The sequence below is a fragment of the Paenibacillus sp. 01T442 genome (assembly GCF_056398345.1).
In genome coordinates this window covers 1-1,768 of sequence record NZ_JBFTPF010000187.1, presented here as the reverse complement: position 1 = coordinate 1,768, position 1,768 = coordinate 1, and the positions used below count along the sequence as shown (strand labels likewise).

The following is a 1,768-nucleotide window of genomic DNA, read 5'->3' as shown; positions in this document are numbered from 1 at the left end:
TTAAGGCTAAGAAATGGCCTTTGTCAAAAAAGGAGCGCCTCGGTATGATGGATTTGTCGACGGGTTCGTAACCCAATACCATCAAGGAGGCGCTCTTACTTATGAAGTTTAAACAATCTAACGGACAAAATCAACGAATAGAACGAATTACTACATCTCATCTTGTCGTGGGTATCGACATCGCTAAGGATACTCATGTAGCACAAGCAACAAATTTTCGTGGCATAGTGCTCTCTAAGCGGCACCTATCATTTTCAAATACAATTGAAGGCTTCGAAAAATTAATGAGATGGGTTGAGGGAATCGGGCAAAAAAATTCTTTGAAAGGGCTCATTATTGGTATGGAGCCGACAGGACATTACGGATTAAACTTGGCAAATTGGCTCTCTGATAAGGGGAAAAGCGTGGTTATGGTGAATCCGGCTACCACCAAACGAAACAAGGAGAACCGCGATAATTGCCAATCTAAAAATGATCCTAAAGATGCACTAGTTATTGCTGACGTGATCAGCCGAGGTTTCTACTATGAATACTCACGACAGGCCGTTGTCTTTCAAAGGTTGAGAACTATTATGAGTGATCGGGAATACTGGGTTACGAACAGCGTGCGGCTGCAAAACCGAATCATCCGATGGATAGACATTCACTTCCCTGAGTATTTTTCTGTGTTTAAAGATTGGACCTGTAAACGTTCCATGGCCACACTTCGGGAATTCCCTTTCCCGCAGGAAGTAGAGACTTTATCTGTCTCAGATGTAATTACAAGTTGGAAAGATCATATGCAGCGAGCCGGTGGTTCTACGGGCATGCAGAAAGCTGCACAGCTCATTTCTCAAGCAAAGAGAAGTGTAGGCGATACGACTGCTGCTAATGAATCGAAGCAGGATCTGAGGCGTCTATTACAAGAATTTGAAAGGAATTCTGAAATATTAGATAGCATTGAGAAAGATATAAAAGAGTTGCTAAGCGAAATTCCAATAGCTGATCAACTTCGCTCTATCAAAGGACTAGGCTCAATCTGCACTGCAGCGATCCTTTCAGGAGCTGGTGACCTAAGACAATACGTACATGGGCGTCAACTTTTGCGTAAAGCTGGCCTGAATTTAGCTGAAAGCACGTCAGGGAAACGTAAGGGCCAGATTATTCTCTCTAAAAGAGGCGATGCAGCACTGCGAAAATATCTATATTTAGCTACGGTCCAACTCGTAGGAAACAATCCTGTGTTCCAAAAATTGCATGAGAATAATGTTCAAATCAAGCATATGAAGAAGCAACAGTCTGTATTTAAACTACTTGGAAAACTAGCAAGAATTCTTATTAGCATTGTTCAGAAGGGAGAAACTTTTTCTCCTGAGATAGCTGCCCCAGCATTTATGCAAGCTGCTTAAGTCGAACTCAATCACGTGGATTGACTCATTCGCAGGATTCAAAAAGAAAGCACGGAGAACCGAGCTACTGCCCGGCAAGGGCTTTTGACCCATCCGCTAAACGCTATCGGTCTCCACGCCTTGGTCAGGTGTAACGAAGGAATGTAAGGGTATAGACCCGTCGAGCCATGGGATGGTAAGCACCAAGGAAAAAGTGGAGTATGCGTGCAGAATTAAAGCACTTGGAGAAATGTACCAAAGCCTTTCTTCTGTTCCCGCATGTCCAAAATTGGAACGACGGAGTTTAATAAGCTTACTTTCAGAACGACAACTGTTATCCAGGGAAACGGAATCCTGCGAATGAGTGAGTAAAAGTGAGATAAACCCTTAAAACCGAGGGA

At 43.2% G+C, this 1,768-nt stretch carries 1 protein-coding gene; it reads left to right on the top strand.

Annotation, left to right across the window (positions count from 1 at the left end):
- The first annotated feature begins 101 nt into the window (after nt 1-101).
- Nucleotides 102-1,388 (top strand): IS110 family RNA-guided transposase, encoded by a 1,287-nt coding sequence (locus AC1DLM_RS35270; RefSeq protein WP_441992670.1) that lies wholly within the window; start codon nt 102-104, stop codon nt 1,386-1,388.
- Nucleotides 1,389-1,768: the final 380 nt, after the last annotated feature.